This is a genomic window from Planctomycetia bacterium, assembly GCA_016795155.1.
GTDB lineage: Bacteria > Planctomycetota > Planctomycetia > Gemmatales > HRBIN36 > JAEUIE01.
In genome coordinates this window covers 16,086-42,700 of sequence record JAEUIE010000032.1, presented here as the reverse complement: position 1 = coordinate 42,700, position 26,615 = coordinate 16,086, and the positions used below count along the sequence as shown (strand labels likewise).

Annotated in this window: 27 protein-coding genes; 11 read left to right on the top strand and 16 right to left on the bottom strand. The window is 51.4% G+C overall.

Features of this window, described 5'->3' with window-relative positions:
• Positions 1–25 precede the first annotated feature (25 nt).
• On the top strand, positions 26–514 hold the full coding sequence (locus JNJ77_12480; GenBank protein MBL8823400.1) for a hypothetical protein: 489 nt from the start codon (positions 26–28) through the stop codon (positions 512–514).
• A gap of 38 nt (positions 515–552) precedes the next feature.
• Here JNJ77_12480 and JNJ77_12475 read toward each other — a convergent pair whose 3' ends face one another.
• Positions 553–888 carry a hypothetical protein gene (locus JNJ77_12475; protein MBL8823399.1) on the bottom strand — a complete coding sequence of 112 codons (336 nt, stop codon included), beginning with the start codon at positions 886–888 and terminating at the stop codon, positions 553–555.
• 90 nt (positions 889–978) lie between these two features.
• The gene (locus tag JNJ77_12470) at positions 979–1,455 is read right to left on the bottom strand and encodes a hypothetical protein (protein MBL8823398.1); all 477 of its coding nucleotides are present in this window, start codon (positions 1,453–1,455) and stop codon (positions 979–981) included.
• A gap of 163 nt (positions 1,456–1,618) precedes the next feature.
• Between JNJ77_12470 and JNJ77_12465 the strand changes: the two genes are divergently transcribed.
• On the top strand, positions 1,619–2,632 hold the full coding sequence (locus JNJ77_12465) for a hypothetical protein (protein ID MBL8823397.1): 1,014 nt from the start codon (positions 1,619–1,621) through the stop codon (positions 2,630–2,632).
• Between the two features lie 102 nt (positions 2,633–2,734).
• Here the strand turns inward: JNJ77_12465 and JNJ77_12460 are convergent, their stop codons facing one another.
• The 4 genes from JNJ77_12460 to JNJ77_12445 all read right to left on the bottom strand — a co-directional run bounded on the left by JNJ77_12460 (position 2,735) and on the right by JNJ77_12445 (position 5,985).
• Positions 2,735–3,859 (bottom strand): acyl-CoA desaturase, encoded by a 1,125-nt coding sequence (locus tag JNJ77_12460; GenBank protein ID MBL8823396.1) that lies wholly within the window; start codon positions 3,857–3,859, stop codon positions 2,735–2,737.
• Positions 3,860–4,069: 210 nt separating this feature from the next.
• Positions 4,070–4,657, bottom strand: coding sequence for a hypothetical protein (locus tag JNJ77_12455; GenBank protein MBL8823395.1), 588 nt, complete (start codon positions 4,655–4,657; stop codon positions 4,070–4,072).
• Between the two features lie 224 nt (positions 4,658–4,881).
• Entirely contained in the window at positions 4,882–5,340 is a 459-nt protein-coding gene (locus tag JNJ77_12450; protein MBL8823394.1) for a hypothetical protein, read from the bottom strand.
• 348 nt (positions 5,341–5,688) lie between these two features.
• On the bottom strand, positions 5,689–5,985 hold the full coding sequence (locus JNJ77_12445; protein MBL8823393.1) for a hypothetical protein: 297 nt from the start codon (positions 5,983–5,985) through the stop codon (positions 5,689–5,691).
• 269 nt (positions 5,986–6,254) lie between these two features.
• On the opposite strand from JNJ77_12445, the gene JNJ77_12440 reads away from it, so the two are divergent.
• Positions 6,255–6,539 (top strand): hypothetical protein, encoded by a 285-nt coding sequence (locus JNJ77_12440; GenBank protein MBL8823392.1) that lies wholly within the window; start codon positions 6,255–6,257, stop codon positions 6,537–6,539.
• Positions 6,540–6,679: 140 nt separating this feature from the next.
• Here the strand turns inward: JNJ77_12440 and JNJ77_12435 are convergent, their stop codons facing one another.
• The 4 genes from JNJ77_12435 to JNJ77_12420 all read right to left on the bottom strand — a co-directional run bounded on the left by JNJ77_12435 (position 6,680) and on the right by JNJ77_12420 (position 10,292).
• Positions 6,680–7,228, bottom strand: a complete 549-nt coding sequence (locus JNJ77_12435; GenBank protein ID MBL8823391.1) for a transposase — start codon at positions 7,226–7,228, stop codon at positions 6,680–6,682.
• A 320-nt stretch (positions 7,229–7,548) separates the two neighbouring features.
• Positions 7,549–8,481 carry a hypothetical protein gene (locus tag JNJ77_12430; protein MBL8823390.1) on the bottom strand — a complete coding sequence of 311 codons (933 nt, stop codon included), beginning with the start codon at positions 8,479–8,481 and terminating at the stop codon, positions 7,549–7,551.
• Positions 8,482–8,493: 12 nt separating this feature from the next.
• Positions 8,494–9,702, bottom strand: coding sequence for a hypothetical protein (locus JNJ77_12425; protein MBL8823389.1), 1,209 nt, complete (start codon positions 9,700–9,702; stop codon positions 8,494–8,496).
• Positions 9,703–9,821: 119 nt separating this feature from the next.
• Entirely contained in the window at positions 9,822–10,292 is a 471-nt protein-coding gene (locus tag JNJ77_12420; GenBank protein ID MBL8823388.1) for an MOSC domain-containing protein, read from the bottom strand.
• Between the two features lie 93 nt (positions 10,293–10,385).
• Here JNJ77_12420 and JNJ77_12415 point away from each other — a divergent pair, with 93 nt between their 5' ends.
• A complete protein-coding gene (locus JNJ77_12415; GenBank protein MBL8823387.1) occupies positions 10,386–11,630 on the top strand; it encodes a serine hydroxymethyltransferase in 1,245 nt (414 codons plus the stop codon).
• Positions 11,631–11,699: 69 nt separating this feature from the next.
• Positions 11,700–12,140, top strand: a complete 441-nt coding sequence (gene mscL / locus JNJ77_12410; GenBank protein MBL8823386.1) for a large conductance mechanosensitive channel protein MscL — start codon at positions 11,700–11,702, stop codon at positions 12,138–12,140.
• 55 nt (positions 12,141–12,195) lie between these two features.
• Here the strand turns inward: mscL and JNJ77_12405 are convergent, their stop codons facing one another.
• The 3 genes from JNJ77_12405 to JNJ77_12395 all read right to left on the bottom strand — a co-directional run bounded on the left by JNJ77_12405 (position 12,196) and on the right by JNJ77_12395 (position 17,104).
• Positions 12,196–12,981, bottom strand: coding sequence for an amino acid ABC transporter ATP-binding protein (locus JNJ77_12405; protein MBL8823385.1), 786 nt, complete (start codon positions 12,979–12,981; stop codon positions 12,196–12,198).
• A 34-nt stretch (positions 12,982–13,015) separates the two neighbouring features.
• Positions 13,016–15,601 (bottom strand): ATP-dependent Clp protease ATP-binding subunit, encoded by a 2,586-nt coding sequence (locus JNJ77_12400; protein ID MBL8823384.1) that lies wholly within the window; start codon positions 15,599–15,601, stop codon positions 13,016–13,018.
• Positions 15,602–15,796: 195 nt separating this feature from the next.
• Positions 15,797–17,104, bottom strand: coding sequence for a glycosyltransferase family 4 protein (locus JNJ77_12395; GenBank protein MBL8823383.1), 1,308 nt, complete (start codon positions 17,102–17,104; stop codon positions 15,797–15,799).
• Between the two features lie 189 nt (positions 17,105–17,293).
• Here JNJ77_12395 and JNJ77_12390 point away from each other — a divergent pair, with 189 nt between their 5' ends.
• A complete protein-coding gene (locus JNJ77_12390) occupies positions 17,294–17,821 on the top strand; it encodes a hypothetical protein (GenBank protein ID MBL8823382.1) in 528 nt (175 codons plus the stop codon).
• On the opposite strand, the gene JNJ77_12385 is transcribed toward JNJ77_12390, so the two are convergent.
• On the bottom strand, positions 17,811–19,148 hold the full coding sequence (locus JNJ77_12385) for a nucleotide sugar dehydrogenase (GenBank protein ID MBL8823381.1): 1,338 nt from the start codon (positions 19,146–19,148) through the stop codon (positions 17,811–17,813). The two genes, JNJ77_12390 and JNJ77_12385, sit on opposite strands and share 11 nt — an antisense overlap.
• A 174-nt stretch (positions 19,149–19,322) precedes the next feature.
• Between JNJ77_12385 and JNJ77_12380 the strand changes: the two genes are divergently transcribed.
• On the top strand, positions 19,323–19,886 hold the full coding sequence (locus JNJ77_12380) for a DUF4416 family protein (GenBank protein ID MBL8823380.1): 564 nt from the start codon (positions 19,323–19,325) through the stop codon (positions 19,884–19,886).
• 78 nt (positions 19,887–19,964) lie between these two features.
• Positions 19,965–20,594, top strand: a complete 630-nt coding sequence (locus tag JNJ77_12375; GenBank protein ID MBL8823379.1) for a PHP domain-containing protein — start codon at positions 19,965–19,967, stop codon at positions 20,592–20,594.
• On the opposite strand, the gene JNJ77_12370 is transcribed toward JNJ77_12375, so the two are convergent.
• Entirely contained in the window at positions 20,591–21,535 is a 945-nt protein-coding gene (locus tag JNJ77_12370; GenBank protein ID MBL8823378.1) for a DUF1559 domain-containing protein, read from the bottom strand. The two genes, JNJ77_12375 and JNJ77_12370, sit on opposite strands and share 4 nt — an antisense overlap.
• Positions 21,536–21,665: 130 nt before the next feature.
• Between JNJ77_12370 and polA the strand changes: the two genes are divergently transcribed.
• Complete coding sequence (gene polA, locus JNJ77_12365) at positions 21,666–24,431, top strand: DNA polymerase I (GenBank protein ID MBL8823377.1); 2,766 nt, start codon at positions 21,666–21,668, stop codon at positions 24,429–24,431.
• The gene (locus JNJ77_12360; protein MBL8823376.1) at positions 24,431–24,913 is read left to right on the top strand and encodes a hypothetical protein; all 483 of its coding nucleotides are present in this window, start codon (positions 24,431–24,433) and stop codon (positions 24,911–24,913) included. The genes polA and JNJ77_12360 overlap by 1 nt, the downstream gene beginning before the upstream one ends.
• Before the next feature lie 32 nt (positions 24,914–24,945).
• On the opposite strand, the gene rfbB is transcribed toward JNJ77_12360, so the two are convergent.
• Positions 24,946–25,953, bottom strand: coding sequence for a dTDP-glucose 4,6-dehydratase (rfbB, locus tag JNJ77_12355; protein ID MBL8823375.1), 1,008 nt, complete (start codon positions 25,951–25,953; stop codon positions 24,946–24,948).
• A 254-nt stretch (positions 25,954–26,207) separates the two neighbouring features.
• On the opposite strand from rfbB, the gene JNJ77_12350 reads away from it, so the two are divergent.
• Entirely contained in the window at positions 26,208–26,588 is a 381-nt protein-coding gene (locus JNJ77_12350) for an integration host factor subunit beta (GenBank protein MBL8823374.1), read from the top strand.
• The last annotated feature ends 27 nt before the right edge of the window (positions 26,589–26,615 follow it).

The following is a 26,615-nucleotide window of genomic DNA, read 5'->3' as shown; positions in this document are numbered from 1 at the left end:
AATTTTTCTCATTCCCGAGTCGAACATGTTGTTTTTGAAAAAACTGTTTGGCCCTGCTGATCCAACGCGATCATGGCCCAAAGTGCCAATGACCACTACGCCGGTGCTGGATCTTTCCCGCCCGGCGTTTGGTTCGCTGATCTTTGGCGACCGGCTGGAATCTGCAGAATTTCTGGGTCGGCCCAACAAAGCCGTCATTCATCCACGAACCGTCGATCTTACTTATCCGGGGTTTAAGTTGGAGTTCGAGGATGGCGAGTTTGTCTTCGTCAACATCTATTTTAAACCGTATCCGGACCGAACTTCCACGACGGAACTTCGATTAACCAATGGGACGGTCATCACACCAGCCAGCACAAGTGACGAAATGATTGCCCGGTTTGGCGATAGTTATGATGACGAGCAATGGGTGCGTTACGGGGTGTTACAGTACTATTTTGGCAAGATGGTGTTCGAAGCCGTCTTCGATGATGATCGAACTACGTTGGAGCAGGTAAATGCATATCTGAACTAGTGCAGAAAGCATTGCTGAGGTGTCGTTAGCGACGAAGGCTATTTATCCTTCACTATCACTGTCATTTCCCACTTGGTGCCATTCTGCTTACTGAGAGTACCCTGCCAAGTCGAGGGCGAACGTTTCGTTTTGCGAAGGACAGCTGTTCCCTTAAATTCCTTGTAATCGGTGAAATGAAGAGTGGTTTCATCATTATCCTTGGGTTGAACATAACCTACCTTATCTTTGCCCTTGAATATCTCCTTAAGATAGACACGAAACTGGCCCGTATCTTTTTTGCTGCCATGAGTGATAGTATAGCTCCATATGGTGCCTACTATGTCATCCTTGCCATCACGATCCTGAGCTTGAATCGACAAGGGCAGCAACAACATCAATCCAACTAGCATTGCAGGGTACATCATTATCCTCAAAGCATTATTAGCTTAAAAGACTGCAAAATGCAAATAGTACAGATCGAACTCCTATTCACTTCTATCTTTATTCTGACTAGACGAATAATACTCTTGCTCATCGTCAACTTTTGAGAATAATCGGCGTTTCTCACTGAGATATCTCGGCCCATTGCGAGGACCTCTCGGCACTGATGAACCATTGAGGCCAGTGGAATCATCATCATCTCCTTCGAGATGGATGAGTAATTGTCGTTGCAATCCCGTCGTCATGAGCAATTGCATTAGGTCCTCGTTTACTCTAAACAATTCCAACTGTCCACCAACTACCTTGACCATCTTGTTGACCCAGATCAATCGGCCAAGCTGAGCGCTCATCAAGTTATCAATCTCGTGACAATTCACAAGATATCGATTCGGTTTTTGGTTCAGTAACAGATCGACATGTCTGGCACAAAAATCCTGCATGATCAAGTTGGCCAAGTCAATACGACACAGCAACTGCTGACCGAGATCTTCAAGAACATAAATCGGCTTTGCTGGCTGCATGATACACACCTATGGCTGTAATCCAGTGTACCATTTTGGCTTATTCACAGCGTCATAGATAATATCCAATTTCCCGGCCTTTTTGTGAATGGATCGTGCTAGGCGGGTAACAGCTTTCTGAAAGCTGATTCCCTGACATTAATCCATTGATGGAAAGTCCGTCATGATCCTGACACAACTTTATCCCGAAAAGCATGGTTTTCACTTTTCCAATAACGATATCACCTGGTCGTTCGGCCCGATTTCCAGCAAAGCGCTGTGTGGCGGTATGTCCTATGCCGTGATGGATTACTTTCATTACGGCATGTCGATTCCTGTTGATACCATTCCACCGGCTGAAGAAACCAATCTGCATAGTTACATCTATGACAGGCAGATGACCGCCCATGCCAATACCCTCTACAAGTTTGCGGGAGCCTACACGACGCCCTTTCCCACCTTGGTAAAGGAGAGCATTCCGCGAATCAAAGAACTAGATAACCTGATGACGATGCAGGGGCCGACGATCATCTGCCTGACTGGCATCGCCAAGGGGCACCATGTGATTGCCATCGCCTGTCTGCCTGATGGCCCGTCGCCTGAAATCTGGATGTATGATCCGAATTTCCCAGATGAAATTTCGAAATTGAAACTGATGCAGGTTTCCTCAACTTTTCAGCGTTGGAAACATTCTATTTCTCACGAATACTGGTATGGTTTCTTCATCGATACAGGGTATACGCGCAAGGTTCCACCAGCTTTATGTGGCGAAGTGAATTGGAGATGGTGCAATCGCTGTGAAGGATTATTCTGGAATGGCGATGGTAACAAAGGCAAATGCCCAGCCGGAGGCGGACACACCGCTGGCGGTGTACGAAACTACATCCTGGCTATCAATGCAGGAAGTGGGCAGCGCAATTGGAAGTGGTGCAAAACCTGCCAGGGATTATGGTTTGGCGGCGGCATGTCTCTGGGCAAGTGTCCGGGTAGTCCTGCCGGGCACGACTTTCACGACAAAAACATTTACTTCATGGCACAGGATACCGGAGCGGGCGAAGGCAACTGGCGCTGGTGCAAGCGGTGCGAAGGCATGTTCTGGGCGGGCAATCCAGCTAAAGGTAAATGCCCCAGTGGAGGAAGCCACGATGCTTCTTCCAGTGGCAACTACTACCTGATGGCGACCAACGTGGTGAATTGAGAAGGATGAATCGGTTCGCTAATAGCGAACAGCCGCAGGACCATGATACTTGACCAAGGTACCTGTAGAGAATTGAATGCAGTTTTTCCAACCCCCATGTAATTACGAAGCCAAAGCCAACTGCGGACGGCCCATTTGTCGGAGCCAGTGGTAATGCGCGACCATGGCGCCCCAGAAGGTAGTATGCACGTTATAACGCAAACCAAACTCCTGGCAGACTTGTTGCACAATCCGGGAGATTGCCGGGTAATTGGTGTGACAGATTCTCGGAAAAAGATGATGTTCAATCTGATAATTCAGTCCGCCAAGCAGCCAGGTCAGGACCCGGCTTCGCTGGGCGAAATCAACAGTGGTAGAGACCTGATGCACTGCCCATGCATTTTCCATCCGACCGGTATCGCCTGCAGGCAATGGAAATTCCGCTTTCTCATCGCAATGAGCTAACTGGAATACCACGCTCAGAATTATCCCTGTAATGCCGATCACCAGTCCGTAAAAGAGAAGAACCATCCACCATGTGCAGAAGAACATGGGGATAATGAAGGCGAGCGAGAAGAAGACCAACTTGCCGATAATAAAAACGAGCAGATCCCCGCCCTTTGGTCGTGGAATACGATTCTCGCCAATCTTACCAGTGATATAAGACTGAAAATCGTCGAAAAGATGCCACTTGAATACGACAAATCCGTAAAGAGGCCAGAGGTAGTACTGCTGCCAGCGATGAAAGCTGTAACGTTTCTGATGAGGAGACAGCCTGCCGAGAAACCCAAGTTCGATATCGGTATCATGACCGGAGATATTGGTGTAGGTGTGGTGGAACACCCCGTGTTTCCAATGCCACATGTAAGAACTGCCGCCCACCATATCCATGGTCCATGACATGATTTTGTTAATCCACGCGTAATTGGAATAGGCATGATGGCCAGCATCATGCTGAATGTTGAAGCCGATGGCAGCAACAGCCAGGCTCAGAATAATCGCCAAAGGCAACACGAAATACCAACTGGTAGCAAAAAAGACGAGTAGTATATACGAACTGAAAAACGTCGCCAGGATGATTGCTGTCTTGAGATACATTCGCGGGCAGTCACGCTGATACCTGCCCGTGCTGGAAAAGTAATCCTGTACTCTGCGAACGAGTACCGATTGAAAATCGCTGTCTTTGGGAAATTTGGGAGGCGCAGCAGAAACGGCGAGCCGATTTCCGGCTGTGGGTGATGTACTCATGTCTTTAGCCTAAAAGATATTCTTATTGTATGCAAGGCTGAGATTGTAATAGGCTTAAGAGACTGTAGGGAAGTTTCTCCGTCTGTAATTAGTTCAATTTCTGCAAGGTACACTACTCATATTCTTTCCCCGCAATCCACCATTGATACGCGGAAGACATCATCTCTACAGTAGATAGTTCAGTAACCCACAGTTACCCAGCAACAGGTGTTAAATACCATCGTTGCGGCTCTTGATGAAGAGTTTATCATACCCGGCTTTTCCATTGTACTTAGTACCAACATCGGCAATCATCGCGCTGGTACGCTTCTTGAATTCCCTTATATCTCCCTTGGCGAAATCCTTCGCGGCTAGAGCGAAGCTCTGCATGTACCCGCTACTCAGTTGGCTGCCCTTGTAGTGCAGAAACAGAGCCTGGGCGAAATGGGCGTCAGCTTCCATTTCTGCTAAGGTTAACTTCCATTTTTTCATATCCTGGATCGCATGAGTTGCTTCATGCACGATGGTGGACCAGTGTTGCGGCGTGTTCAACGGAGCTGTGGCTGCAGTCAGGTTCAGACAGTTGGCCTTCAGTTGGTAAAACGCAGCGGCCCCGTCAATTGCACCTTCATTCAACACAACGGGGATCTTCCCCTGGGCAATCAGTGAGCCAATCTCCGCATAATCACGCGGCTTATAGCCTGCAACATTGGGCCAGCACAACCGGGGAAAGTTGAAGTTCTGCAGGATGGGCCCGGTCTGCAGAAAATGTGCGATCTGTTGTATCGTCTTCGAGGGCACAACAGTTGCATTACTCATGAAAACCTCTCGATAGCTTGCTGATACATTTAGGCACAGCTGGCGTTGGCCCAGCACTGCATCTACAGTAAGAAATGGAGATTGAAGTTGGAATCTTTCAGGAATTCTTGATTGATGTTAGAGGCAAATAACCATGACCACTTACTGCAGTAGTTATGCCCTGGCGAAGGCGTACTCCTATTATCCCACGAAGACTCGCGACGATTACACTTAGCACGGAATTCTCATGAATCTCCCTGACAACGGGTTGAGAGTTGATTCTGTTCTCCATGGTCCTGTTGATACGGCAACTTCAACATGGCTGCAATTTTCTCTGCCAGTTCTACCAATCCATCTTCGGTGGGAGTATAGACCAGTCGTAGTCGCTCTTTCCCGATGAGTTGAAGACAGTACCCATCGAGATCGCTGCCTTCAACGTAATAGATTTGCACCGCGGTGTAGTTGGCTGCCGGAAACTCGCGTGTCCATTTCCAACCCATGAGTCGGCGGATGCGTGTTACCCGCTGCCCGTGGCCATCAATCAGGAAAGAGACGTTGTAACTCAGCCTCATCAAGAATTGAACAAGGGTCATTCCAAGGAAGAACCATGCCATGAACCGGGAGAACTCGATGTCATCTGTCGTAGTGCACCAGAAGAGCCAGCCCGCGAAACAGATCAGCGAAAGAAACAGAAAGATACACATCAAAATATTCTGATAAAACCTCAGACTCGGGGTCATAGAGTTCACCAGTAACGGTTCAGTTGTGGTATGCATAGAGCACCTCGTTTCAGTTCGGGCAAACCCCATACCGATGGAGATGCGGTTTGTGACGAGATTCAACAAGAACCAACAATATCAGTAATATTGTTGTGCCACGGAATTTTCGTAGTCGACTTTTCCGTGGAGTACTTGCGACCGTTGTAGACCCCGTACGGAGGTGAATGAGTGACATTCACCTCCCTGGCACGTTACATATTTATTCAAGGTTGAAGTGATTCTTGTTTCAGATGATTTCACAGTTTACAGTTTTGTTAAGCAATAAGAGGTTATTTATAGGCCGATGAGTATCGCAATAATACCTGAAGCTGGCTTGGTGCTGGAGGGAGGTTTCAGACTGGTGGGAGACGTCTTGGCCTGCTGTCCTGTCTGTTTGAGTGGCGTGGCCTTGTCCTGACGTTTTCTGAGCATCAAGCTTTCATTCTTATCCACCGATTCGGTGCGGCCCGCGGCTGGCCGCTGGATGGTGGGCTTGCGGCTGGTCAGATGTTTCCGGTGGCCATCGGCTACAGCCAGTGAGGTTAGCGACATGAGTACGAAACCAGTAAGGATCGACTTGAGCAGGTTCATGGGTATCTCCCGTATTGGTGTTCTGAGGAACCGATACATCAGTTCCTTCTACATCAGGTATCCGCTGTGCGAGACGATCTTTCAGGAAATGTGGAACGAAAGTAAAGTCCGGAGCGATCTTGGACAGTAGCCAGTAGTGCTATCCCCTGGCAGCGTCAGATCACATACATCAATTTCTTTGAAAGACTATTCATTTGCGTGGATACCTGCTCTCGAAAGAACCACAACGGTTCAATCAAGTTCATACCCAATGAAAGCGAGTAGATCCCATGCGTCAGTTCATTTTCACCCTGTCTGTTTGCGTTTTCTCTGTCAGTTGCCTGGCTGCTGATGACCGTAAAGCTCCTCCGCGATCAAAGAATATGGGCGATACGGCTACCCACGAAGTGGGGCACCTCCGTGGCATGCCAAGTCGATCCACGAACTGGTCGCTCAGTTCTTCATCCCCCGGATCAACTAGGACTTCAGGGAAAACACAAACCCGAGCCAATGGGATAGCGGGCGCCACTGAGGTAGCTGCTAAGGATTTTCGAGCAAGGCGGTTGGTAAAATAGTAAAGGATTGTTCTGCGGATACACGCAACACGGCCACAGTTCGTGGCACTGTACTCGGTACTCCGAGTGCAGTGAAGATCGCGCGAAGGTATCGCGTGGTCTTACACTGCTTTGTGAGTACACAAAACAGTGCCACATCATTATCTCCCGTTGAGCCAGGTGGGCACGGTGCGATCCACGGGCAGAATCACGTTCGGGAACCCGGCCCAATCACGGGCGCTGGAGTACTTCCAGTCGATCGCTTTTTCTACCAACCCGGCACGTACGGGATTGTTGTGGATGTACTCGATGATCTCGTGGATGGCTGCGGGTTCTACTTGATTGCCATCGAAGCCGCCGCCCGGTTGCCAGAAGCGGTGGTAGGTGCGATTCTTGTTGACGACACGCAGCTTGTTCAGGAACTTCGGTGCATGACGACGCAGGTGGCCGATCGCGCGAATGGCAATGGGTTGCTTGATGGCTTGCAGGATAGGGCCCATTTTGTACTTGGGGCGACGAGGCCAAATAAGCATATGGGCATGATCTGGCATGATAACCCATGCCCATACATCGAACTCCTGTTCGACACGAGCTTTGGCGACGGCATCCACGAACCAGTGGCAGGTTCGTTCTTTGCTGAGCATGGGGATGCGACGATAGTTCGAGAAGGTGAGGAAGTGGGCGTGCCCCTCGATCTCGAAGTGCTTCATGGTTTTGAAGTGGTCGGGGTAACATGGCACGAGGGTAGCAAAGTGATTTGCTAGAGCAAGTGAATTCGTCAATGGATTCGTGGCACTGTACTGGGTACTCCCAGTGCAGTGCAAGTCACGCGGTGGCTTCGCGTGGTCTCGCACTGCTTTGTGAGTACACAAAACAGTGCCACAGCAGACAATTGAAGTTCAAAGCAGTGCCACCCAGCCATGCCCACCCAAAGGTGGGCATGAGGTCTACGAAGGATGAGCGTTGTCAGAGTTGAGCTCTCAGTTCCCATGCCCATCTGGAGGATGGGCATGGCACCCAGGCGTGCAGGTTATCGCATTCCACTACCATAGTATTGGTGGTAAGTTGCAAAATGGGGTTGGTTGGCTTGTGTACCACTTACCCAATATGGTGCGCTGGTATTACCTGAGTGCCTTGTTGAGTTAGACTGAACAATATTCCAGCCTGATCCAGAGCCAACAAACATACAAGAATCGTTCATTCTATACTTTTCATCATATAGTTCTTCAGGAGCTTTCGGAGGATTGCTATCACGATCGTGAAGTTGCGATTGCAACCTCTTCCAAACGCTAAATAGTTGAAATACGATGTCGCTCCATTTTGATTCTATGTAGTTGTCAACCAACTCCGAGTTAGCAGGCTTGCTGATCCAGGAAGTTTCACATGTTGCGTAGTCATTCTTGTTGAAGATGAGCATGCCGTCATCAAAACCGATTGGCACTATTGAAAAGTGTATGCTCTGCGTCCGTCGATTATAAGCAAAGTCCAACAGCGGATAATCACTTCGTATTGCTTGCATTCCTTGGCCGGGCTTGTAATTGAAGACAGGACAATTGTCGAAGCACTGAGCAAGGTTGTCGATGACTGCGCCGCAGTGTTGCCAGAAGCTTGCAATTGCATCATGCAAATCGAGCAACAATTCCGCATTGATGGAACCCTGTTGAGCATCCGTGCCGCATTGAGAAATCGTCCGGACCTTGCAACATGTCAGATGAAACTTGATAAATGCCGTGTAGTGACTTGCAGCAAAGCTCGTCCAATCACTATGCAAGTTATCTAGTCGAGTAAGATCTATAGGGTTTCTTCTAGGCAATATGTGCCTTGCCCATAAATCCGCATAGACATCAACTACTTGAAGCAGACTAGACTTGAGTTGAGGATCGGAGTCTGCTTCAGCCAGGATTGCTCTTTCTAAAGTATCTCCCCAACGAAAGAGAAGGTTGGCATTTCCTTGATAGTTCATGCATCCCCCTAATTACCCCCGTGGCATGTTAGGGTTCACATCCGGCCCATAGTAACGTAGCGTCACCAGTGGTTCGCTGCCGTTGTTGAAGTAGGTGACGCCGGCTTTCGCTCTATCAGCGGTGACGAAGACTTCGTCTTCGGTGAGTTCGCCGAAGCGGATCATGGCGGGGGTTTGTAACGACAACGAACCAATCAGGCCGCTGCCCTGCACTGCTACCAGGCCGTAGCAGCCATTGTCTTTGATAGTCACTCTTACGCCGGGGTTGATGGTAAGTTCTTTCGCGCTGAAGAGTTCTTTGCCGTTCACTTTGCCATAGACGATCCATTTGTCGACGTAGCCACTTGAAGCTGTGTCGCCGTCGGGGATGGGTTCGAGGTAGTTGTTCTTCTTGAAGTTGGGATCGACGTTCTTCTCCCAGTCGAGTTGTTCGACGAGGTAGTCGAGGTCTTTATGTTTGGCGGGCGGCACATCCTTCACCAACAGGCTCCAAGGCACCACTCTTCCTTCGACCATGCTTTGGTACATGCCGAAGACGTCGGAGCCCCATTGGGGTTCGTAGGTGACGAGCGAGCCGGGGGCGTGGAGGACGCAGGGGGGGATGAGCCAGCCGGTGCCGGGCTGCAGGCGGTAGGCTTTGCTGAAGTTGAGGATGCCATTGTCGCCCTGGTTCCAGTTCTCCAGGCAGCGGCGGATGTCTTCTTTGGTGGTGCCTGGCTCCAGGCCCATGAAGGTGTAGGGGAAGTTGTTGCCGATGGAGTTCATCTGCGGGGGGAAGTAGTACGATTCGGGCTTGCCTTGCTGACCGACGAGGGCTGCTTGCTCGTCGTTCTGGTGCATGTGGTGAGGGATCGGGCCCATATTGTCGAAGAACTTGCTGTAGACGGGCCAGCGCTGGTACTTGTTCCACATCGCTTCGCCGATGAAGCGTTTGCCTTCGAGGGCGATGGCCTCCTTCAGGGTGAAGAGGCGTTTGCCATCTTGAACGATGTAGGACAAGCCTTCGTCGGGTGGAGCGCCTTCGTTGGCGGCGGGAGTGGTGCTGGAGAACCAGCGTTCGTCGATGCCGCCGCGGTGGGCGCCGAGGGCGTAGATGTCAGCGGGATGCAGCTTCAAACGGCGGCCAGGGGTGAGGAACGAGCGGGGCACCCAGGTGGGAGCGAGGCGGACAATGCCTTCGCCGGCTTCGAGGATTTGCTTAACGTCTGCTGCTGATGCCATGATTCAGAGTCCTGATTTTTGATTTCGCGTGAACACGCCCCCGGCTTGAAGAGCCGGGGGCTAAATGTATTGCTCTCACTCATCTTCATAAGCCAGCTTAGAAGTGGCAAGTAGATAAATCAGGAGAGGGGTTCGACAGTATCGCCCTGGTGGATGGTGCCGCTTTCGAGGATTTGGGCACGGAGGCCGCCGCGATGGCGGAGCATGTCTTTGATATCGCCTTTGTTCAGCAATTTTTCGAGGTGGCCGCAGGGTTCGCACAGGCGGATGCCTTTCAGGACAACGTTGCCCATCTTGAAGGTTTTGCCTACGAGATGATTGAGCGGTACGCCTTGCGTGGTGACATTACGACGAGCATCGGCTGAGGTTATCTCGACCTGATATTCTTGTCCGACAGCTTTCAGGGCTTCCTCTTCGATCAGTGTGATTTCGCGGTCAGGGCCTTTTTTGGTGGAGAAGGTCCCTGCCCCGGTACCGTACCGGTCGCCCACCAAACCGGTACCTGCCTGGGCTTCCACCTGATTAACAGCCTTTAGCGGCTGACTTTTCTCGCCAATATGGATCGCTACCACTCTGCCTTGCCAGTTCATCGGTTTCTCCTGTTCTTCGCTTCTTGCTCTCGTATTGTATGCGATAGAGCACTCTGTAACACCGCGATATCTCCACTTGAGCAGGACAGTATCATGAACCCCATCACGCAGCACGATCCCGAAGTCTGGCAGGCGATTGCAGGCGAGCAGCGTCGGCAACAAGAAGGGCTGGAACTGATCGCTTCGGAGAACTACACCTCCTCGGCAGTGATGGCGGCTCAGGGCACCGTGCTTACCAACAAATATGCGGAAGGCTACCCAGGTAAACGTTACTACGGCGGCTGCGAGCATGTTGACAAGGTAGAACAACTCGCGATTGATCGTGCGAAGAATCTGTTTGGTGCCCAGTGTGTGAATGTGCAGCCTCACTCGGGTGCTCAGGCAAACATGGCGGTATTCCTGGCAGCACTGAAGCCTGGCGATACCATCATGGGGCTCGATTTGGCCCATGGCGGACACCTGACACACGGCATGAAGCTCAACTTCTCCGGCAAATATTTCAAAGTGGTTCATTATGGTGTTGATCAGACGACGCATCGCATCGATATGGATCAGGTGGCCCGGCTGGCAAAGGAACATCAGCCGAAATTGATCATCGCTGGTGCCAGCGCCTATTCACGGCATTTTGATTTCCCCAAGTTTCAGAGCATTGCCAAGGAAGCAGGCGCATTGATGATGGTTGACATGGCCCACATCGCGGGGCTGGTGGCAGCCAAAGTGCATCCTGATCCGGTGCCTTACGCTGATTTCGTCACTACCACTACGCACAAGACCTTGCGAGGCCCACGAGGCGGCATGATTCTGACCACCCCCGAATGGGAAAAGAAAATCAACTCCGCGGTGTTCCCGGGTGTACAGGGTGGACCGTTGATGCACGTGATTGCTGCCAAGAGTGTATCGTTCGGCGAAGCTCTACAACTGGATTTCACAGCTTATGCCAAGCAGGTGATTGCCAATGCCCAGGCCATGTGTGAACGGCTGAAGAAGCATGGCTTCAAAATTATTTCTGACGGCACCGACAACCATCTCATGCTGGTCGATGTCACCACGTATGGCGGCGTAACGGGCAAGATTGCTGAGCAGTCGCTCGATCATGCAGGCATCACGGTAAATAAGAACCTGATTCCATATGATCCACGCCCGCCGCTCGATCCATCAGGTATTCGCATTGGCACCCCTGCCCTCACGACACGGGGCATGCAGCAGCATGAGATGGAACGCATTGCTGACTGGATATCGGCTGTGCTGTCTGCACCCGATGATGAAAAGATCCGCAAAGATATTCACCGCCAGGTGGTGGAACTGGGCCATCACTTCCCTGCTCCGTTCTATCCGTGATGCGATTGACCTGATCGTGTCAACAAGGCTATACTCCCACATCATTTCACATGAGGAGTTGACGCCATGATGGATAAGATCAAATCGCTGGGTACCGGTGGAGCCGGCAAAGCCTTTTCTCTCTTTGATGAATTCAAAGCATTTGCGTTCAAAGGCAACGTCATCGACCTGGCTGTGGGCGTGGTGATCGGAGCAGCGTTCGGCAAGATCATCGATTCGCTTGTCAAAAACCTGCTGATGCCTCTCATCAGCTTGGTGATGCCGGGCGACAAGAGTTATGAAAAGTGGGACTTGACCATCGGCGAAAAGACCATCCCGTATGGATTGTTCATAGGTGACGTGATCAGTTTCCTGATTGTAGCCTTGGCACTGTTCCTGTTTGTGGTGAAATTCCTGGGCTGGGTGATGAAAACCAAGAAAGCAGAGGCTGCTGCACCGCCGCCGCCGACTAAGGATCAGGAATTGCTGACGGAGATTCGTGATTTATTGAAAGCACAGGCAAAATCGTAACTGATCATTTTTTATCTTTAACAAGCCCACGAACTGCAGTTCGTGGGCTTCTGCGTTACCCTAGCACTTTAGCGAAGAATTGTTTAGTCCGTTCGTGTTGCGGGCGGTCGATGACCTCGGCAGGCGAGCCTTCTTCTATGTTCTTGCCATCAGCAAGGATGACTACATGATCAGCCGCTTTGCGAGCGAAGCCCATTTCGTGAGTAACCATCAGAATAGTCAGTCCACGGTGTTGTAATTTTTCCAGGACATCGAGCACATCGTGCTTGCGTTCCGGATCGAGTGCGCTGGTGATTTCATCACAAAGAAGCGCTTCGGGGTTCATGGCCAAAGCCCGGGCGATGGCGACCCGCTGCTGCTGTCCGCCGGAAAGCTGATGTGGCCAATGCTGCATGCGATCGGCCAGGCCGACATCGCTGAGCAGTTGTTCGGCACGTTGCCGGGCTTCTTTCGCATGAGTATTCAGCACGCGACACGGCGCTTCCATCACATTTTCCAAAGCTGTCATATGAGGGAACAGGCGGAAGTCCTGAAAGACCATGCCGACTGTACGGCGAACCGCATCGAGTGCACCCGACTGATTAGCTTGCAGTTGGTGTGTACCAATAGTGATGTTGCCAGTATCGAAGGTATTCAGACCGTTAACACAGCGGAGCAGCGTCGACTTACCCCCGCCTGAAGGGCCCAGCAGGCAAACGGTCTGCCCTTTCTTCACCCGGAGTGAAACATCGTTCAGGATGGTTTTACCATCGAACCGCTTGGTCAGGTTGTTGATGGAGATGAACGGATTCGTGGGTGGCACTCCGCAAAAGGGAAAAAGAGCATGGAGGATAATCTCCATGCTCTTTTATTTGTTCCTGCATCAGGCTTCAAGATTAATTGGAACCGCTGCTTGCGCCGGTCAGCTTGTCTTCCTTGACTTCTTCTCTGGCTGGCTCCACTTCCACCGGTTCCTTCTTGCTGGGCACGAAGGTAATCTTCTTCTCGGTTGAAGCGCCTTCGCCGGAGACCAGTTCGGCACGAATGATATCGTAGCCATGGAAGGTTCCGCGGAGGATATCTTCCGAAAGCGGGTCTTCAAGAAGATGTTCGATGGCACGACGCAAAGGCCGGGCACCGAACTCGACGTTGAAGCCCTTCTCGATGAGGTACTCGCGTGCTTCTGGGCTTAGGGTCAGCGTCAGGCCCTTTTCCAGCAGCCTCTTATAGACCTTCTCCAGTTCGATATCGACGATCTTCTGCAGATCTTCCCTGGTTAGCTGGCGGAAGACGATGATATCGTCAAGACGATTCAGGAACTCAGGGCGGAAGTAGCGGTCGAGAGCCGACTTCAGCGTTTCCTTCATCTTCTCGTAGTTAGAGTTCTCGTCCTTCTTATGCAGACCGAATACAGCCTTGTTGGTGACTTCCTCAGCACCGGCATTGGTCGTCATGATCAGAATGGTGTTTCTGAAATCAACGACTCGGCCAAAGCTGTCAGTCAGGCGGCCTTCTTCCATGATCTGGAGCAGCATGTTCCAGACATCGGGGTGGGCCTTTTCAATTTCATCAAGCAGCACCACACTGTAAGGGCGTCGGCGAATCTTCTCGGTAAGCTGGCCGCCTTCTTCGTAACCGACGAAGCCTGGCGGAGCGCCGATCAGACGGCTGACGTTGTGCTTTTCCATGTATTCGGACATGTCGATGGTAACGAGGGCTTCCTCGTTGCCAAACATGAACTCGGCGATACGCTTGGCGAGCAGCGTTTTACCCACACCGGTAGGGCCAGCGAAGATGAAGGTGCCGATGGGACGCTTAGGATCCTTGATGCCGGACCGGCTGCGGCGAATCGCGCGACTGATACGCTCGATGGCTTCGCTCTGCGAAATAACTCGCTTTTTGATCTCGTCTTCCATCTTGAGGAGACGGCTGGTCTCTTCGTCGCTGAGACGTTTGAGAGGCACGCCGGTCATCTTGCTGACGACCTCGGCAATGACTTCCTCATCTACCACGCCATCCACTTCCTTGGCTTTCTCTCGCCATTCCTTGGTGATCTGTTCCTTCTTCTTCTTGATCTTGTCTGCTTGATCGCGCAATTGAGCGGCTTTCTCGAAGTCCTGCTCAGCAACGGCGGCTTCCTTCTCGGCATTGAGCCGTTCGATATCGGAATCAATGTCCTTCAAATCTGGCGGACGAGTAGTCGCCTTCAGGCGAATACGGGCACCCGCTTCGTCAATCACATCGATGGCCTTATCGGGCAGGCAGCGGCCTGTGATATACCGATCAGATAGTTCAACTGCAGCTTCCAGAGCCTTGTCAGTGATCTGCACGCGGTGATGTGATTCATAGCGGTCGCGGAGACCTTTCAGAATCTCAACCGCTTCCTTCTTGCTCGGCGGATTGACGATGATCTGCTGGAAGCGGCGTTCCAGAGCGCCGTCCTTTTCGATGTATTTGCGGAACTCATCGAGCGTGGTAGCGCCGATGCACTGGATTTCGCCACGAGCCAAAGCAGGCTTCAGCACGTTGCTGGCATCGATGGCGCCTTCAGCGCCGCCAGCACCAACCAGGGTGTGAAGCTCATCAATAAAGAGAATCGTGTTCTTGGCACGTCGCACTTCGTTCATGACGGCTTTGATACGTTCTTCGAACTGGCCACGATACTTGGTGCCTGCTACCATCATGGCCAAGTCAAGGACGACAATACGGCGGTCACGCAGCAGTTCGGGCACGTTGCCTTCGATGATCATCTGGGCCAGGCCTTCGACGATGGCCGTTTTGCCAACACCTGCTTCACCGAGGAGAACGGGATTGTTCTTGGTACGTCGGCTGAGCACCTGGATAACACGTTCGATTTCGTTTGAGCGACCGATCACGGGATCGAGTTTGGTTTGACGGGCTAGTTCGGTCAGGTCGCGGCCAAAACTATCGAGTGCCGGGGTCTTGGAGCGGCTTTGTTTGCCTTTGCCTGATCCGCCTCCCGAACCACTGCCTGAGCCAACGCCGGCGCCAGCGGTCTCACCCGATTCGCCGTTGCCTTCGAGGTTGTGGCCAAGCAGATTAAGCACTTCTTCACGGACGTCTTCAAGCTTGAGGCCAAGGTTGCGAAGCACCTGGGCAGCGACGCCTTCGTCTTCACGAAGCAGGCCGAGCAGCAGGTGTTCGGTGCCTACATAATTATGGCTGAGGTTGCGAGCCTCTTCGATGGCATATTCGATAACCTTCTTGGCCCGTGGTGTCTGAGGCAGCTTGCCCATCGTCACCATATCGGGGCCGGACTGGACTAGCTTTTCGACTTCCAGGCGAATCTTGCGAAGATCAACGTCGAGGTTCTTGAGGACATTGGCAGCGACGCCTGAGCCTTCCTTGACGAGTCCGAGCAGGATGTGTTCGGTGCCGATGTATTCATGATTGAAGCGCTGGGCTTCCTGATTGGCAAGCTGCATTACTTTTCGAGCACGGTCGGTAAAACGCTCGTACATGGTTTATAGATCCCCTTGCAAACGCAGAGTTGCTTGTGATGCAACTCAATAACACTAGGAGATTATACGCTGACCAGGCAGTTTGAGTAGGCAAGATGAGAGTGAGGACACCGGCAAGCCATAATCCTGCGTCAATTCATATACGGAATGGAAAAATGACGCAAGGTGGACTCGTGGGGCGAATCAGACCTGAACTTATCTATTCTCCCGAACCACCACCCGGTTCAACACCTCAACAGTTGCCTGTGCCATCGCCTGGGATGAAAACTGTTTTCTTACCACCTGTCTGGCCGCTTGCCCCATGCGATGCCGCTCTGCGGTATTGCGAAGTAGCAACGCGATCTGCTCAGCCAGCGCCGTGGTATCGCCCTGAGGCACCAGCACTCCGCCTGAAGTTGCCTGGATCAATTCGGGAAATGAACCATGAGCTGGTTGCACCACCGGCACGCCGCACGCCCAGGCCTCGAGCAGATATAGCCCCTTGGGTTCCTGATACGTCGTTGGCACCGAGAAGACATCCAGTTGATTGAGAAAGCGGACTTTATCCATTCGATCCGGTTCGCCAATGTAGTCAAATCGGTTGCCCCATCCTGCTTGTTCTGCTTTCTTTCGGTTCTCTTCGAGATAATCCTTGCGATACCCGGCGCAATAGCCAGCCGCTTGGAAGCGCCAGGCAGGGACATGGGGCATTGCCTGTAATTTGCACAAGGCATCGATCAGTACGTGAAACCCCTTCTCCGGAGCAATGCGGGCCAGGTAGCCGATGGTGAGTACACTGTTCTCCGTCTTGCGTGGCTCGTCTGGTGCATGGAAGTGCTGTATCTCGATGCCTGGGTAAACCACATGAATCAGTTCACGAGGCAGACCCAGGTAGCCCGCCATGAAGTCAGCATAATATCGACTGGTGGCAATATGACCCGATGCCAACGCACAGTTGCTACGAATCAATTCAATCGCTTCCTGCCTGGATTCTACTGGCAACTCTTCCAGAAAAATATCGTCACCCTGCAGTGTCGTTACGATGGGTACATTCAGCCTGCGTTTTAATTCAGGCATGATGCCGGATAATAATACATTTGACATGAGGATGACTTCAGGCTTTACTTCCCGTTCCAGCCAGTCGCACAGACGCGCTACTTCGGAACGCTGATTGCCTTCCATGCCTCTGAGCACTGACAGTGTCATGGGTGCCAGGTCACTGGCATTGATTTTTACGGCACTGCCACTGACCTTGTGAAGCAGCCAGGGAGACGACAGCCAGCGGGCAACAAAGCGGGGGATGTTTCGTACCCAGCCGTACTGCTGTTGCAGAAACATGGTCAATCCGCTGAGGAAAACTGGCGAATTACTCGCGGTCGGCTCATCCAACCGAATGGGTGTGTAGCATGGAATCAGCAGGCAATCATGACCCAGGGCATTGAGAGCAATCGCCAATGCATTGTCCTTCATGCACGAACCGCAATACATGCCACCCGCACCGGCAGTAATCGAGGCTATTCGCATGCAGGGTTCCTTTGCTTGTCAAGAAAACCCGCAACGTAACTATGCCGTGAATGGGCATGGTTAGCGTGAGTACACGCAAACCGTGGCACCCGACCGGCAAGACTTACAATGCGTTGGTACTTATAAAGCATAGGAATTGTGCAACTGTCCTGTCAGTTGTTTCATTTCAAATTCATGATCGAGGTTGCCATGTCTGCATCACTGCTCATTGCTGTCGGCTTACTGCTCCCCACAGCACCGGAATCACTTCTTTCAAAATGGCATGGTTACTGGCAAGGCACTCTGATAATCCAATCGCCAAGCAAACCGAAAAACGAAGTGCCCATTTCCATTTCGATCAAGCCATTGCCCGATGCTACTCGTTTCACCTGGCACATTACTTATGGTGACGGAGACAAGAAAAGCGTTCGACCTTATGAAATGGTCTCCATGCCTGATGGACAGTTCGAACTCGATGAAAAGTCGGGCATACGGATGAAAATGACATTGATCGACAACAAACTGTTCTGCCTGTTCAAAACCGGACAATCACTTCTCCATGTCACTTACGAGCGACAGGGCGAGTTCCTGAACTATACCATTACCAGTTATCAGGAAAAGGATTCGCTCAAAACGGAGCACGAAAAAAGCAAACAGTTTACGGTAGATTCATACAAGCTGCTTTCGGTGCAGTCGGCGCGGATGAAGAACCGGATCATGGAGGCACCTAAGCCTTGATGATATTCTCGCGGCTCTTCACATCCTTGCACGCATTGCGGGTATCAATGACCAGTGAGGCATGTTCGACAATCATGTTCCAGTCGTATGCACTATGATCGGTGACAATCAAGACGGCATCCTGACTACGCAACATCTCTGCAGACAAAGGAGTACTCTTCATCTTCAAGCCCGGATAGTGCCGCATGGATGGCAGGTCGGGAATATGCGGATCGTTGTAACTGACCTGTGCGCCTTTCTGGAGCAGCAGTTCCATAATCTCGAAGCCAGGCGATTCACGCGGATCGTCGATGTCTTTCTTGTAAGCCATGCCGAGCATCAGAATCCTGCTGCTGCGGATGGGCTTGGTGCGGTCGTTCAGTGCGTTGCCTAGCCGCTCGATGACATAGTGAGGCATGCTGGTGTTGATTTCGCCAGCCAGTTCGATGAACCTGGTGGATAAGCCATACTCGCGGGCTACCCAGGTCAGGTAGAACGGATCGATAGGGATACAGTGTCCACCCAGACCAGGACCGGGGTAAAACGCCTGGTAGCCAAATGGTTTGGTTTTGGCTGCTTCAATCACCTCCCACACATCAATGCCCATGCGGTCGTAGAGCATTTTCAGTTCATTTACCAAAGCAATGTTCACAGCACGGTAGGTGTTCTCCAGAATCTTGCTCGCTTCAGCAATTTCCGCACTGCTGACGGGTACCGTTTTCTTGACGGCATGCGAATAGAGCAGGTTGGCGAGTTGGCCACTGATGGCATCAATGCCACCGACCACCTTGGGGATGGTGGGAGCCGAGAAACTCTTGTTGCCTGGGTCTTCGCGTTCCGGGCTGAAAGCAAGGAAGAAATCCTTTCCGCATTTGAGTCCAGCTTGTTCAAGGATGGGGCAAACCACCCGGCGGGTGGTGCCGGGGTAGGTGGTACTTTCCAGTACAATCAGTTGGCCGGGGCGTAACGTATCTGCAATGGCTATTGCCGAGTTTTCCACGTAAGTCAAATCGGGCTCGCGGGCAGCGGTTAACGGCGTGGGAACACAGATGAGCACCGCGTCTGCTTCTTGGAGGCGGGAGAAATCAGTAGTTGCGGAGAATCCTTTCTTCACCATGTCAGCGATGGTGTCATTATTGATGTGGCCGATGTAGCTTTCACCCCGGGCGATCTTCTCCACTTTGCGAGTATCAATATCGAAGCCCAGTACGCGGTATCCTCCCGTGGTAAATGCCTGGGCTAAAGGCAGTCCCACGTAACCGAGCCCGATGATACCAACCAGAGCCTGGCGGCTATCAATTCTGGTTTGAAGCTGTTGAGCGTGCGGATTCTGCGCTGATTCATTCATGTAGCGTTCTACCACTTTCCCACATTGATTCTCAAGTTGCTCTCGTATGATACTGATGGAAGCAAGTAGCTAGTAGCAAGTAGCTAGAATATAGAGAATTCTGTTTCTTTTCTCTTTGCTTAGCTACTTAACCACTATTGAATTATGCAAACCCTCGGTCGTATAGAACCTGTCATGCTGGTAATTGCGGGATTCAGCAAGCACCGCGAATTGCTGGATGCCATTGAGCCCAGGCTGATCCAGGCATTCGGCACAGTTGCGGTGAGTGGTCCTACCATAGAATTTCGACAAACGGACTATTACGCCCCAACGATGGGTACTGATTTACTCAAGCGATACTGGGCGTTTCATTCGTTGCATGAACCTGACCAGCTTGCTGCCATCAAGCGTAAAACCATCGAGATGGAACGCGAGATTCAGCAATCCAGGCAATTCGACATCGAACGGCCTCTCAACCTCGATCCCGGATTTCTCACGCTCGGCAAGTTCATGCTGGCTACCACCAAGGATCAGGCCCATCGCATCTATCTGCATGGCGGCATCTTTGCTGAAGTAACGCTGCGTTACCATGATCGCCAGTTTGAACCACGTCCGTGGACATATGCCGATTGGCAACTGCCCCAGGTACTCCGGTTTTTGCAGGAGGCCCGACGTTACTACTGCCAGCATAAATCTGTCAGTGATGTGGAAAAAGTAATGCCACCACTTCTGGTACGTCAGCCCATTGCGAATTCATAATAATGAAGTAGTTGCGAAACTGATAACAAGTCCCTTTCCGGGCTCCACTCCTTGAGCAAGCCGCTTGTTGCTTTTGATATGCATGTGCACACCAGTCGGCACTCACCCGACAGTGTCATCAATCCCTTTGCGCTGGTACGTCGTGCAGGCGAACTGGGACTCACCGGCGTTGTCATTACCGAACATGACTGGCTGTGGACAGAAGCTGAACTTGATGAACTTCGTGCTGCCACACCGCTGGTTCAAGTCTATGCAGGCATTGAAGTTTCTGCTGCGGAAGGACACTTTCTCTGTTACGGCGTGTACGATCCAATGAGATTGCCGAAAGGCATTCCATTGAAAGATCTTTGTCGGGAAGTACATGCCCAGGGTGGTGCGGTGTTTGCTGCCCACCCTTATCGCTGGGGGCAGGATTTCGATTCCATCATGAACCAGGAACCATTGCTTGACGGCCTGGAGGTGATGTCATCCAACATGGATGATCATTGCCGAACGAAAGCCAGGGCTTGCTGGAGCGATCATCCTGCTCCGTGGGCAGCGCTGGGCAATAGTGATGCCCATGTCATTGAAAAAGTGGCGAATTGTTATTCGGTCTTTCCCCATGCCATCCGCGACCAGACTGATCTTCTGGAAGCACTGCGTAATGGCCAGGTGGAAGCGCGAGCGAGGTACTTTGCCAGCGAGGACGTCTGGGAAGAGACGAATTAATCGAGCACCGAGACTTCCCCAGCCTGCCGGGTGCAAAGGGCAGCAAACACTTCCAGGTTGATTCGTTCATTCAGAAACTGAACGTGACCATCAGCGAATAGAAAGTTGGCACCCTGTGTATGGAAGCTGTAGGGCTCGTTGTAGTTGGTGGCATTGATGGCTTTCGGAGTAAGCACGGGGCCTTGACCGGTCAATGAACCATCTTCGTTGGCGCCATCCAGGCTGAATGCACCTTCGCTGTCTGCCCAGCAAATTCCTTGATCATTGGGAATGTCAGCTCGTTGAACTCTGCCTCGGTAAGTTAATGGGCGGGCTGCACATTCCACTACGATGATTGTCGTGTGGCTGCCATCGTAAATGCGAGGCAGTGGGATTGCTGAATCGCGGAACATCACCGAGCGATTGGCACTCGCGGTGCCATACAAGGCGGGGTTGATGCTGGCCTGCACGCCCATGATGGCTTCATAATCGGTTGGTTCTGGTGGTAACGTAAAGGTAAGGGCAGGTCGTGGTGATTTAGCTACCGCGCTCGTGACTACGGCACGGACAGGAGTTGAGGGGCACAGATAAATTTTGATGGGAGTAGCCGCCAGCGTCAGGTTGGGGTTTTGCCACCAATGTACATTGAGATCGTACTGTTTGCGGATATTATCCTGTTCGATGTATGGAGTGAGCACAGCCCGCCAGCCAACATATTTGCCAGCAGGATTGCCCGGACCCGCCTTGGTCCATCCCGATGCAGGAAATACGTTATAGTCGTTATGGAAATGATGCAGAGCAATCCCCTGTTGTCTCATGTTGCTGGCACATAGCATCTTGTCAGCAGCGGCACGTACCTTTTGAATGGCGGGTAACAGCAGGGCCATCAGCAGGCTGATAATCGCAATGACTACGAGCAGTTCGATGAGAGTAAATGCGGCACGCGGTTGCAGGCGTTTCATCAATTTAACTCCAAAGATGGTTTTATTCTGACCAGCTTCTGACTCTATGTCGAGAGAATCTCCCATATAAAATCTGATGATGAAGGGTTTCTGATAACAAATCTGACTGCTTTGCCAGCAAGGATAGCACTTGGTCTACCTCATTGATTCTCATTCCCTGATCTATCAGGTCTTTCATGCGGTGCCGATGATGACTGGCCCGGCTGGTCAACCCACCAATGCCATTTATGGCTTTGCTAACGATTTGAACCGGTTGCGGAAGCGGAACCCGGACTACCTCATCTGCGTGTTCGATCCGCCCGGCCCCACTTTTCGCGATCATCTTTATGATGAATACAAAGCTCATCGCACTCCCATGCCTCAGGACCTTTATGGCCAACTGCAGGGTATCAAGCAGCTGCTCAAAGCCATGCGTATTCCAGCAGTCGAAGTCAGTGGTTTTGAAGCAGATGATGTGTTGGCAACTCTGGCGGTAGCATTTGCTGAAAAAGGCTTCGAAGTCGCTATCTGCACCAGTGACAAGGATTGCAGGCAATTGATTACCGACAAGGTTTTTCTTTACAACGCCCGCAAGGATATGATGTTTGGCAAAAAGGAACTGATGGATGACTGGGGCATCACACCGGAACAGGTTATTGATCTTCTCTCCCTGACCGGTGACAGCGTCGATAATGTGCCGGGCATACCGGGCATTGGCGTGAAAACGGCAGCCAAGCTATTGCAGGAGCATCAGACCGTGCAGGGCATTTTCGCTGCTCTGCCTGCCATGAAGAAAAGCAAAATAAAAGAGAACCTGGAGCAACATAAGAATGTTCTGGAACTTTCCCGAAAACTGGTAAAACTCGATACTCATGTCAATCTGCAGATCGAATGGGATCATTGGAAACTGCAGGAACCTGACGCCAAGGCACTTTTGGCGTTTTATGCGGAGCAGGGTTTCAACAGGCATGCCGTCGAGCTTCGTGCCGAAGTCGCGAAGAAGATGGCGAAAGTTAAAAAGCAACGCATGCTCTTCGACATGGGCGATGACGATGATCAGGTAGTCAACATCGATCCGCAAGGCCTGTTCCTGGAGGAGAAATCCTGGGAGAGTAATTATCAACTGATCGACACGCCGCCCAGGCTCACCAGCTTCATGACTGAACTGAGGCAGCAAAACAGGGTAGCTATCGATTTACTTACCACCAGCAGCAACCCCAGGCAGACCGAAATAGTCGGCATCTCCATTACCTGGAAAGCAGGCGAAGCAGCTTACCTGCCGCTGATATCGCCCGAAAAGCAGAAACATCTTGATGAGCCAGATGTGCTCAAGAAGCTGAAGCCGATTCTGGAAAATTCCGAAGTACAGAAGCTGAATTATAACATCAAGTTTGACCTGGCAGTACTGCTCGCTCGTGGCATACAAGTACAGGGCGTTGCAGGCGATCCCATGCTCGCCAGCTATCTGCTTTCGGCTGGTGAGCGCACTCACCACCTGGCTGATCTTTCACGTCGACATCTCGATCACGATCCTGCTCCGTGGTCAAACATTCTCGGTGAAGGCAAACAACAGAAACCACTCAGCAGCATCAGCACTGCCGATGTCATACCCTATGCAGCGGAAGAAGTAGATATTGCCTTACGCCTGTGTGAACTGCTCGAAAAAGAGATGGAGCAGAAACAGTTGATGCCGGTGTATCGCGATCTGGAAATTCCGCTGGTATCTGTCCTTATGGACATGGAAGAGCGGGGCGTATGCCTCGATGTCCAATTGCTCAAGAATCTTTCGCAGGAATTCAGTCAGCAAATTCAGCAACTGCAGGAACAGATTTATCAATTGGCAGGCAGAAAGTTCAATATCGATTCGCCTCTGCAGCTGCGCGAAGTAATGTTCAGCGAACTCAAGCTGCCTCAGGGAAAGAAAACTGCCCAAACGGGTGAGGCTTCCACCAGTCAGGAGGTGCTGGAAGAACTCGCTGCCCAGGGGCATGAATTGCCTCGCTGCATGATTGCCTATCGGCAACTTACCAAGCTCAAGGGAACTTATCTTGATGCCTTACCTGCTCAGGTCGACAGCAATACCCAGCGGCTGCATTGCCTGTTTAATCAAACAGTGGCTGCTACCGGAAGGCTCAGCAGCAGCAATCCCAATCTGCAGAACATTCCGATGCGAACAGACCAGGGCAGGCAGATTCGCAAGGCTTTCATCTCCAGTCCCGGGTGCCAACTGATCACGGCCGATTACTCACAGATTGAACTGCGGGTCTTTGCACATCTATCGCAGGATTTTGCCCTGAAACAGGCCTTTCAGGACCGCAAGGATATTCACTCTTTCGTAGCGGGACAGGTGTTTGGCGTTCCAGAAGAACAGGTTACTTCTGAACAACGTCGTGTCGCCAAGGTGGTGAACTTCGGCGTACTCTACGGGCTGAGTCCATACGGTCTTTCCAACACCTTGGGCATCTCACGCGAAGAGGCAACCGATTTCATTGACAGCTACTTTGCCAAGTACCCCGGCGTCGTCAGTTTTCAGGATAAGGTACTCACCGATGCCAGGCAGAATGGTTTTGTCACCACGCTGGCTGGGCGACGCCGCGAGATCACCGGCATCCGTGCCAACTCAAGTTACAAGAACCGTAACCAGCCCGAACGGGAAGCCATCAACACTGTCATCCAAGGTTCAGCAGCTGATCTGATGAAATTTGCCATGCTGAACATCCATAGCCGATTGAAGAAGGAAGCATTGCCTGCATACATCTTGCTCCAGATTCACGATGAACTGGTGCTGGAAGCCGAAAATGGAGTGCTCGACCATGTCAAAGAACTGGTCGTACATGAGATGATTCACGCCATGCCGTTGGATGTGCCAGTCGAGGTGGATGCCAGTATCGGCCCGAACTGGTTGGAAACCGATTAATGGACGAATTACTGGTACGTGGGACAGCCTGGCTCAGTTTCGTGTTCTACTGTTCTTCGATATTGATGCAACTGTATGGCAAAGCTTGGCCATGGGCACGCTTGCTATGGAACTTTGCCGCCTTAGTCTTTGCCATCCATGTTACATTGGCATTTCATCTGGTGCATCGCTGGTCGCATGATGCTGCCTGGCAGGCTACCAAAAAACAAGGCGGCGTGGGCAAAGGTATCTATCTGAACTATCTGTTGCTGGCACTCTGGCTGCTGGATGCCATTTGGTGGTCGATCAGGCCGCAAAGTTATCTGCATCGCAGCCAATGGATTACTTTGTCACTGCATCTTTTCTTCTTGTTCATGTGGTTTAACGCTGCGGTGATCTTTGCCATAGGGCCGATGCGTTGGCTTGGCGTCGCGGGCTTTCTGACTCTGTCGCTGACTTACTATATCAGTTTGCGCAATAAACCAACCCATATCAAGAAGTAGATTTGCTCCTGCCTCATTGATGTCCCCTGCCCCTATCTTCCGCCATATTGCTTCAGATAATACTCCCGGTACGCACCGCTGCGAATGCGTTCCACCCACGAGGCATTTTGCTGATACCACTCAACCGTGCGCGCCAGGCCATCTTCAAATGTAACTTCAGGTTTCCAGCCTAGTTCTTTCTTGGCCTTGGTGCAATCAATCGCATAACGGCGATCATGCCCAGGGCGATCTGCAACATACTTGATCAGCGAATCGGGCTTCTTCAAAATCTCCAGCAGCCGACGTGTCAGTTGCATGTTGGTACGTTCCGCTTCGCCGCCAAAGTTATACACTTCGCCAGCTTTACCTTTTTCACACGCTGCAACAATGCCCCGGCAATGATCTTCCACGTGAATCCAGTCGCGTACCTGCTGACCATCCCCATAAACAGGCACCTGCTGGTCGTTCATCAAATTGGAAACAAACAGCGGAATCAATTTCTCAGGAAACTGATATGGGCCATAGTTGTTGGAACATCGGGTGGTAACTGCATCCATGTCATAGGTATGGTGGTAGCTGCGAACCAGCAGGTCTGCAGATGCCTTGCTTGCTGAGTAGGGACTATTGGGGCTGAGCGGCGTTTCTTCCGTAAACAGGCCCGTGGCACCAAGGCTGCCATACACTTCATCGGTTGAAACCTGAACGTATCGCTGCACACCTGCAGCCCGGCTAACATCGAGCAGCACCTGGGTACCCACGACGTTCGTATTGATGAACGGCCCGGCATCCATGATGCTACGGTCTACGTGGCTCTCTGCCGCCAGATGCATGATATAGTGCGTTCCAGGCTGAATCACCCGTTGCACACAGGCCTTATCAGTAATGTCGCCATGCACAAACTGGTAGCGAGTGGAGCTGATCCCCGCAAGATTCTCCAGATTACCTGCATACGTGAGTTTATCTAAGTTGATGATGTTCCAATCTTTACGGTGTTCGAGCAGCCAGCGAATCAGGTTGGAACCGATAAACCCGCAACCCCCGGTAATAACGACGTTTTTCATGACTTGATGCTGTAGACAATGAAGAGAAGCAACAGGGCTGACATATACCACTGTTATAGGCCAAACTCGCTGCTGCAATGGCAGAAATATCGTGCATTTGATGATTTTTATGTCATCTTCAAAGATGATTAATCGCCGTAAGTACCACTCTGCCTCAGAACAATGATTGACATTAGTTATTGATGTTACTAGACTTTCATCAATTCACACTGCTTGGTGTTTCCAAGGTTGTGTTCAGCGACAAGGAGCAGCACGTGACCAAAAAAGAGATCGTCAAGGATATTGCTGATCTGCTCGGTCTGACACAACTCAAGACCAAGGAAATTGTCCAACTGACATTTGATGCCATCATCGATACTCTCATTTCCAGTGAAGACCACCGAATAGAACTGCGAAATTTTGGTGTTTTTGAAGTAAAACAGCGGGCAGCCCGCAAAGCCAGGAACCCGCGTACTGGTGAACGTGTTGATGTACCACCAAAGAATGTTGTGACCTTTAAGCCCGGCAAGCGAATGGAAGAACTGGTTCACAAAATCACTGATGCACCGCCCTTGCGGCCTGGCGACACCGATGATGAGGACGAAGCCCCTGAAGCTTCAACCAGCATTGAAACAGCCAAAACCCCGGCATTGTAATTGTTACTATCCGCCAAATCGCTATTC